Raw genomic sequence first — 8,220 nt, 5'->3', positions numbered from 1 at the left:
TTCCTTTTGCGTATGTTCTGCATAAGAATCCTATGAGTAAACGTATAGCTATTAATAAGTACACATCAGAAGGACGTAAACTAATCCATAAAGGACTGGAAAACGTGACCGAAGCAGAATTAAGGTGGCTAAGGGAACATCCAGTAATTAATGACAGAGCAACAATTGAGTTCAATGATAATCGAATCTCCCTATTCGTTGCACAAAACGGAAGGTGTGGGATTATGAATGAAAAACTTGAACTGACAGACATGCATTGTCATCACAAACGATTATGGAGCGAAACGCAGGACGACAACTACGCAAATCTTATTCTAGTAAAATCAGAAATTCACAAGCTGATACATCTAACTAATGAACCTCTGGCAAAAAAGCTAGTGGAAAAACTAAAAATGACAGATAAACAAATCGAGAAATTAAATAAACTGCGATTTCTTGTGGGAAACAATTCAATCTGTACTAACAAAACTTACTATGAACAACTAACTTTGTTCTAATGAACTAGACCAATGAAATGTTTATGACTTAGTAGAAATCAAACTTAGGAATTGCTGGATCGCCGTGTGAGGTGAAAGTCTCACGCACGGTGTGGAACGGGGGAAAGCCCAAAAGAGAATGGAATCATACCAGATTTTACACTTAGTAGGCTACCTATCGTTATCACTAGTTGCTTTAACCATTATTTATTGCCTGCAGAAAGAATTTATTTTCGCTTTAGCTTTGTGGAGCATTTATGGAACAGTATTATCTGTTTTTGTATATTTTTCTTTTTACAAATCAACGGAAGATCGCGAAGAACAGTAACGATAAAGCTATTAAAAGATCTGTGAAATAAACCTTTTTACAGATCTTTTATAAATTTACAACTGGGATATATGTTGGTAACAATTTAGAAACAAGTAATCCTTATTCTTAGTGTTATAGAAAAGTTATTACCTATTTCACTAAGGAGTTGGATATTTGTATGAAGACAATTATAAAATCTATATCGGTTTTAGCATTAGCAGCGGGCTTTACTTTTTCATCTCTATCTGGAACACTGCCATTCACTCACGAACAAACAGCAAGTGCAGCAGAAAAAATAAACGCACCGTTCAGCGTATATGAAGTGACCGCAAACGTACTCAATATACGTTCAAAACCTAGCACTCAGGGAAAGATTCTTGATACATTAAGAAAAAAAGATCAAATTGAAGTAGTCAAGTTTGTAAATGCAGACTGGGCTGCCATTAAAATAATTGGCGGCACCGGATATATCAGTACTTCCTATTTAATGAAAGTCCCTACTACTGTTCATACAGCTGCTCATCTTAATTTACGCACAGGGCCTAGCACAAGCAACAAAGTTGTAACAACTATCCCTAAAGGAAAAAGCGTCAGCTTCTTAGCTTGGGGCTACTCAAAAGATAACAAGCTTTCATTTGATTGGGCTTTTGTAGAATACAACGGCTTTAAAGGATATGTAAGCACTTCGTACTTACAGTTACCTACTTATAGATAAAAACAGATAACTCCCTTGAATTATTTCAAGGGAGCTTATTTATGGTCACCTTATTAATAGTGCCCTGCCCATGAAGCACCAATGATAGTTAGTAAAATAAATAGCACAACGATTAACGCAAAGCTACTTCCGTGACCTGCTCCGTATCCGTAACCATAACCTCCGTAAAAACTCATTTTCTTCCACCTCCTTTTTTGTAGAATATGTGAAGGGAAATGAAAACGAACATGAGTATTCTTTATCACAAAATTCATTATAATTTATAAACGTTAACTCTTTTACTAGTAAGGCATAGGATATATCATCCCGTGGTTCATCTCTACATCTTTCCCTCGTTCCCAACTTTAAAGTAAGGGTATATTCCAGCAATACAAAAAAAAGAAGAGTTTATATAACTCTTCTTTCTTATTGAACTGGATTATCAACTTGCATGTAGTCATTATAATATTCTTCTAACGTAATTCCTTTCTTATACACCTTAGAGGCGAGTTCTTTTCCGACAAATCTTATATGCCACGGCTCATATTTATAACCTGTAATTTGCTGCTTTCCTTCTGGATAGCGAACAATGTATCCGTATTTATATGAATTTGCCTCAATCCATTTGGCTTCAGGAGTATCTTTAAAACAATCTTGAGCTGCACACTTACCGGTGCTGCTTGATACATCTATACTTAAACCAGTCTGATGTTCACTGCTGCCTGGATGAGCGCTGTAATGATTAGCTGCCGCTTCTCCATCTTGTTTTATATACGCTTGATAAAGAGATTCTTGACGGCTTTGAGAACGATAGGCAGAAACACCGGCTAGGTAAATTCCTTCTCGTTCAGCAGCTGAAAACATCCTTTCTAACGCTTTTGCTGCTTCTGTACGCATTTGGCGCTTTTCAATTTTTTCTTTAAATATAAACCGAACGTCTGGGTATACAAGGTCAGTGGGTTCATAGTGATCAGGAAGAAGATTTTGCTTGTTTACTAACACAGCAATGGACTCTGGGTTCCCTACAATTTCTATACTATTCTGCTTCTGTTTAGAAGAAGATAAAGGATTATGATCAGACGTATTCAAATGGTCGTTGTGCTGAAATAATCCCTGATAGCCTAGATACGAGAATCCTGCAATAACACCCAGCACTATTAGTAAAGCCATTTTTTTATAAAGTTTCATATTTCTATACTCCTGACATATTTTCAGCTTTTTAGGACACTCAAACATTGTATATAAATCAAGAAATAATTACTAATATAATAAACTAATTCCTACTATAAATTTTAGTATGCCCGGACCTAATTTTTTCAAACGTTCATTTTAAACATAAAAAAGAGATGTCTCCTAAAAGACATCTCTCTTTACTTCTATTCTATAAGACTAGTATTAGTCGATAACTGTAATTTTAACTGATCTTCTGCCCCAGTCTTGTGCAGCACTATCTGAAGAAACGAATACATCAATTCGATTTCCTTTAATTGCGCCACCTGTATCTGCTGCTACAGCTTGACCATAACCTTCAACGTATACTTTTGAACCTAATGGAATAACGCTAGGATCAACCGCAATTACTCGTTGATTTGGATTTGATTTTAAATTTACTCCAGTAGCTGTTGTACCACTGCATCCAGCACAGTTAGCTGTATAAGCTGTTGCTTCAACAGTCATAGACTTGCCGCTAGCTTGCTGTTGAGACTGCTGTTGAGCTTGTTGTTGCTGTTGCTGTTGCTGAGCTGCTTGTTCTTGTGCTGCCTGTGCTTGTGCTGCTGCTTGAGCTTGCTCTTGTTCTTTTTGTGCCTGCTCTTGTGCTGCCTGTGCTTGTACTGCTGCTTGAGCTTGCTCTTTTTGTGCCTGCTCTTGTGCTGCCTGTGCTTGTGCTGCTGCTTGAGCTTGCTCTTGTTCTTTTTGTGCCTGCTCTTGTGCTGCCTGTGCTTGTGCTGCTGCTTGAGCTTGCTCTTGTTCTTTTTGTGCCTGTGCTTGTACTGCTGCTTGAGCTTGCTCTTGTTCTTTTTGTGCCTGCTCTTGTGCTGCTGCTTGAGCTTGCTCTTGTTCTTTTTGTGCTTGCTCTTGTGCTGCTGCTTGAGCTTGCTCTTGTTCTTTTTGTGCTTGCTCTTGTGCTGCTGCTTGAGCTTGCTCTTGTTCTTTTTGCGTTTGTTCTTGTGCTGCTTGTTCTTGCTGAGCTTGTGCCGTTTGAGATTGCTGCGCTTGTGGAGCTGCCTTTGCTACTGGCGCACTAGCTGTTTGAGATTGAGCTGCTTGTGCCGTTTTAATTTTAAATTGTTCTCCAGGGAAAACTAAGTCTGATGTTAAACCGTTCCATTCCTTAATTTCTTCTACTGTTACGCCATAATGTTGACCGATTGACCACAAAGTGTCACCACGTTTTACAGTATGTACGATTTCTTTTATGCTAGATAAGTTTAGTGTCTGATTTGGATAAATTAGTGTTGATGTTAAGTTATTAGCATCTTTTAGCTCGTCTACGCTCACGTTATGATTTTGAGCGATTTTCCATAAAGTGTCACCTTTTTGTACTTCATACGTTCCGCTTGTAGAGGCAGATGCTGCACCTACAAATCCTGCTGAAAGAATTGCCGTTGTCCCTAGAGTAAATACAAATTTCTTCATTTTCCGAATACCTCCTTATTTACTCAATGACTGAATGATACCACCTGTTCATTTCACTTCCATTACAGGAATATTTTACTTTTATTACGGATTTAATTAATTTTAAACATTTTCTTGTAATATTTCTGACAATTCATTTTTGAATAATGATTAAATTTCATCAAAATCATGTCAAAATTTGAAGAAAACTCTATAAAAAGTTGGAGTTGTATTGGGTGATAAAAGTAACTTATCAGCAAAAAAAAACCTTCTAAAAGCAGTTAGCTTTTAGAAGGTTTTTTTACTTATATGAAACAGTTAAAGTTGGAGCATATGCAGGATTGTCGCCCCCATAAATTTCAACTACGTCACTTAAAAAGTCCGCTGGACCTGAGCTTGACAAGCGAAACTGAGTTTTGCCGGTCTTATTCATATATCCCCAAAGTGAGGAAGGAAGTTGAATAGTTGTATATCCATTATTAAGTGAAGGCACTGACATTTGGAAGCCCGCTGAAATAGATGGTGAAGCCTGATAATCTATTTGTTCTAAAGCACTGCTAGTTCCAAATACACCGCTTTTAATATCGCCTTTCAAAGATGAAATATTACCAGTTGAAGATTTGCGATAAATTTTTAAAGATACATCCGTAATGATTGCATCATCAGGTAAAGAACTTGTATCAAAAGATAAAATGGTTCGGTATGTGTCGGTATTGTACATTCCTTTATCCCCAATTTTATGAATAGAACTACTCATACCGTCAGCTGATAAGTTTCCGATAAATCCATCTTCAGCAGCAAGCGAAGAAAATACTGAAGATTTCTCTGAAGTTCCAGAAATTTGATAAACTTCCGTCTTTACTTCCTCTTGGTTACCCGCTGCGTCTACACTAAAAAACTTTACTGTTTTGCTAGAGTTGATGGTAATAGGCTCAGAGTACTTTAGAGAATTAACAGTTGGTATGCTTCCATCTAATGTATAGTAAGTGATGGCAGGTTCATTGGTTGATAATGTAACAGAAACAGAACTTCCATACGTTCCTCCCGCTGGTGAAGCAGCTGTAACCGGTGGGGATATATCTCCTGAATTAGGAGCATCACCATTTTTCGGATGGCTTTCAAAAAAGTTCCAGCTTAATTTAGTTGCATTTGGTCCTTTAGGATCTGTATAAGAACCGGATGTACTTCCACCTGACCAAGCATGTCCCATTCCTTCTATCATGTACTTTTCCATTACTGTTTTTCCTGCTGTATCTTTGTAAATATATTGCGTATAGCTTCTTCCACCTGATACTGTATCTGTTGCAGTTTGATCTGCCGTATCATCAATATTGTTATTATCCAACCCATCAGACGCTCTATCATTTGTTTGAGCCCATTGCGATAATATTTGATGCGCATTTATAGGCGTAACTGTGTAGTCAGCTGTCCCATGAAACAAAATAACTGGAACCACTCGTTTATGATCTCCCATGGCTGAATAGGCTAAATCTCCTTGTTGGATAGGATTAGGACCTCCACTGCTCATTGCTGTATAAGCACCTGTCACATTAGTCGCTGCTTTATATTCTAAGCCAGCCCCAACGCTGATAGCCGCAAATATGTCTGGATAAGTAGCTCCCATAATAACACTCATAGCTGCACCAGCAGATAGCCCTCCAACAAAGACTTGGTCGGCATCTATTGAATAACTGCTTTTTATTTGATTGACCATTCCAGCAATTAACGCTGGTTCACCGCTTCCCCTTGATTGATGAGCCGTATCAAACCAGTTCCAACATTTATTTGAATTAGCAGAAGAGGGTTGTTCTGGATAAAGAACAAGAAACTTCTCTGTCTCCGCCAGTTCATTCATTTGCGTTCCTGCTGCAAATTGATCAGGGTCTTGAGTACAGCCATGTAGCATAACTACTAGAGGTAAAGCAGCACCTCCCTGATAACTGCTAGGTACGTACAGTTTGTATGTCCTTCCGTTATATGTTTTAGAGGTAAAACTTCCTGCGGCTGAAGAAGATACAGTACCTAAAGATAAAAAAAGTATAAAAATCATCCCTGCTATAAATAATCGTTTCATCTTCCTGCTTCCTCCTTATATTGATATAGTTATACTTAGCAGCAAACGTACATATCGGTATTGTATGGAAATGAATAAGAGTTACTAGTAAGATGATAGCAAGGTTTTATGTAATAAAATTTATATTAACTGCACGATTTGCCTACGGTTATGAGGACGAATAAAATCATTCATCTCCTAAAAAAGAAAACGCTTACATAAAATTGTAAACGATTGTACCGATAAATACTATAAAAAAGACATACCTTTTAAAAATAGGCGGGTATGTCTTCTATGGATTGCTTACTTAAGTATTCATATTGTGACTCGCTGCAATTTACCATAGCAATGGATTGAGGGTAACGTTGTAAATGAGAAGGGAGCTCCTTAAACCCAAACTGATGATAATATTCAGGAAGAATATCGCTATACAACATAAAAATAGCGCTGCGCTTCTCTATCTTCATCTTTTTAAAAAAGTCTTCAAGCATATCGCGGCCATACCCCATTCGTTGATAAAGCTGGTGTACAACAACGGATCCAATACCATGCAAAGCAAACTTTAATCGAGGAGTTTGTAAAAGAAGCAAAATAAATGAACCAATAATTTGATTCTCTTCATTTACGTATACATACCGAATGCCATATGTTTCTTCTTTTTGATTATCTCTCACATACTCTTTGTACGTCCTGCCTTTAGGCCATGCGGCATATCCCATTTGATAGACTTCTGCCAATTCTTCAGACTTTATTTTTCTTAATAACATGAACATCCCCTCTTTATTTATAATCCCATACGTCAGCAGACATTTTTTATAAAGTTAAAAATAGTTCCTGTATGTATATATTATACTTCATCCTACGGAAGCTTTCTTGCTCTGAGTGCTATTAACAGCTAATATGTGAGCTACTTTCTCAAAAAACTAGAAATATTCCTGATAGTTGTTCCTTACCCATAGCAGTCATATATGTAAAGATACTCTTTATCATTCCATAAAAACATAGAGATGTAAATGTATTTCCAGCTTCATTTAGCATTCATTACGTATTACTCATCAAAAAAAGCATAGAAACTACGTTCTATGCTTTACAGTGAAAGTAATCATCATTTCTTAAGCTTTTTCGTTCTCTACATACTCCACTAGATGAAAGAAAAAACGATATGTAAGAATAAGAGCTTCACCTATCGACATTTTTTCATTAAACTCTTTTATAGCCTCTAACTCAATATTCACATCCCATAATCCATCTTTATCATTAAATAAAAGCTGAACGCTTGTTGGGCTTTCATTAAGTTCTTTAGTAAAAAATTGTTTTAGTAAAGAACCGAATTTTTTTTGCATATGTAGCCCCGTTAATACTTTATATGTGCCAAACACATCATCCACTTCAAAAGAACATCCATCAAGCTTAATAAATTCGAACCATTTTGATTCTACATATAGAAATTCACTTCTGTGTTCTTTCAAGTAAGAAATGGGCGTATCTAAAAACGAAAGAGGAGATTCTTCTGCGATCAGCTCGTCCGTTTCTTTATCTACTCTTTCGATATAAGAATCTTTAAAACGTAAAGATGCCTCTTTTTCTTCTATCATCAGGTTTTGCGGTACCAACTCTTTTTGCAACGCATATTCCTTTTCTTCCTGGTATATAGATAAAGATTGACCTTGAACGTTCATTTCTTTTTTAATATAAGTTTGAATATTACTTTGTAACATGAAAAAACCTCCTGATTAATCTGCATCACTATCTTATATCATAACCTAAACAAGTGTTTATAAATATAGCCAAACAAAAAATCCTTAGGCTATGCCTAAGGATAATAATGGTATATTCAAGTATGTATAAAAGATAATTTGGTTGCGGGGACAGGATTTGAACCTGCGACCTTCGGGTTATGAGCCCGACGAGCTACCGAACTGCTCCACCCCGCGATAATAAAAATGCCTGGCAACGTCCTACTCTCACAGGGACAAAGTCCCAACTACCATTGGCGCTAAAGAGCTTAACTTCCGTGTTCGGTATGGGAACGGGTGTGACCTCTTCGCTATCGCCACCAGACAAGAGATTG

At 37.0% G+C, this 8,220-nt stretch carries 8 protein-coding genes, 1 tRNA gene, 1 rRNA gene and 1 pseudogene; 3 read left to right on the top strand and 8 right to left on the bottom strand.

Annotated elements, in window-relative coordinates; genetic code table 11:
- The 3 genes and pseudogenes from ACN6NE_RS13430 to ACN6NE_RS13420 form a co-directional block, all read left to right on the top strand.
- A pseudogene (locus ACN6NE_RS13430) lies at positions 1-497 on the top strand (group II intron reverse transcriptase/maturase); the annotation flags it as partial.
- Positions 498-615: 118 nt separating this feature from the next.
- A complete protein-coding gene (locus tag ACN6NE_RS13425) occupies positions 616-804 on the top strand; it encodes a hypothetical protein (protein WP_474325573.1) in 189 nt (62 codons plus the stop codon).
- A 160-nt stretch (positions 805-964) separates the two neighbouring features.
- Positions 965-1,501: an SH3 domain-containing protein gene (locus ACN6NE_RS13420; RefSeq protein ID WP_474325570.1), complete on the top strand. Its 537-nt coding sequence runs from the start codon at positions 965-967 to the stop codon at positions 1,499-1,501.
- 53 nt (positions 1,502-1,554) lie between these two features.
- Here the strand turns inward: ACN6NE_RS13420 and ACN6NE_RS13415 are convergent, their stop codons facing one another.
- The 8 genes from ACN6NE_RS13415 to rrf form a co-directional block, all read right to left on the bottom strand.
- The gene (locus ACN6NE_RS13415; protein ID WP_129705982.1) at positions 1,555-1,677 is read right to left on the bottom strand and encodes a YjcZ family sporulation protein; all 123 of its coding nucleotides are present in this window, start codon (positions 1,675-1,677) and stop codon (positions 1,555-1,557) included.
- A 229-nt stretch (positions 1,678-1,906) separates the two neighbouring features.
- On the bottom strand, positions 1,907-2,668 hold the full coding sequence (locus ACN6NE_RS13410) for a M15 family metallopeptidase (protein ID WP_129705980.1): 762 nt from the start codon (positions 2,666-2,668) through the stop codon (positions 1,907-1,909).
- Positions 2,669-2,875: 207 nt separating this feature from the next.
- A complete protein-coding gene (locus ACN6NE_RS13405) occupies positions 2,876-4,117 on the bottom strand; it encodes a 3D domain-containing protein (protein WP_474325567.1) in 1,242 nt (413 codons plus the stop codon).
- Positions 4,118-4,397: 280 nt separating this feature from the next.
- The gene (locus tag ACN6NE_RS13400) at positions 4,398-6,170 is read right to left on the bottom strand and encodes an extracellular catalytic domain type 1 short-chain-length polyhydroxyalkanoate depolymerase (RefSeq protein ID WP_474325564.1); all 1,773 of its coding nucleotides are present in this window, start codon (positions 6,168-6,170) and stop codon (positions 4,398-4,400) included.
- Positions 6,171-6,418: 248 nt separating this feature from the next.
- Complete coding sequence (locus ACN6NE_RS13395) at positions 6,419-6,916, bottom strand: GNAT family N-acetyltransferase (RefSeq protein ID WP_013055206.1); 498 nt, start codon at positions 6,914-6,916, stop codon at positions 6,419-6,421.
- Between the two features lie 345 nt (positions 6,917-7,261).
- Complete coding sequence (locus ACN6NE_RS13390; RefSeq protein ID WP_474325561.1) at positions 7,262-7,867, bottom strand: hypothetical protein; 606 nt, start codon at positions 7,865-7,867, stop codon at positions 7,262-7,264.
- A gap of 139 nt (positions 7,868-8,006) precedes the next feature.
- Positions 8,007-8,083 (bottom strand) — tRNA-Met (locus ACN6NE_RS13385).
- Between the two features lie 11 nt (positions 8,084-8,094).
- Positions 8,095-8,210, bottom strand: a 5S ribosomal RNA gene (rrf, locus tag ACN6NE_RS13380).
- Positions 8,211-8,220: the final 10 nt, after the last annotated feature.

This window comes from Priestia sp. 53B2 (assembly GCF_056099005.1).
The sequence above is the reverse complement of the archived record's forward strand: the minus strand, read 5'-3'. Positions and strand labels throughout refer to the sequence as shown.